The following is a 259-nucleotide window of genomic DNA, read 5'->3' on the forward strand; positions in this document are numbered from 1 at the left end:
GTCGAGCAGCTTCTTGCCGCGCACCGTCGCGCCGGTGTGCCGCAGAACGACCGTCGCGCCGTCCTGTGGTGCCTCGATGTAGGCGAGGGCCTCGTTCAGAAACGCGTCGTTGCACTTCTCGATGCCCGCGACGCGGACGAGGCGCGGCTCGCCGAAGAGCGACGGCGACGTCACCGACAGCAGCGTGCCGGCCGCGTAGTCGTCCGCGCGGATGTCGGTCACTTCGAGCGACGGATCCTCGTTCTTGAGCTGATCGCGC

The 259-nt window shown here is 68.7% G+C and carries 1 pseudogene; it reads right to left on the minus strand.

The features are described from left to right. Positions 1 to 259, minus strand: a pseudogene (locus SB754_RS21205) (DNA polymerase III subunit delta); the annotation flags it as partial.

Origin of the sequence: Leifsonia sp. SIMBA_070 (genome assembly GCF_046534635.1) — a bacterium.
In the GTDB taxonomy this organism is placed as follows: domain Bacteria; phylum Actinomycetota; class Actinomycetes; order Actinomycetales; family Microbacteriaceae; genus Leifsonia.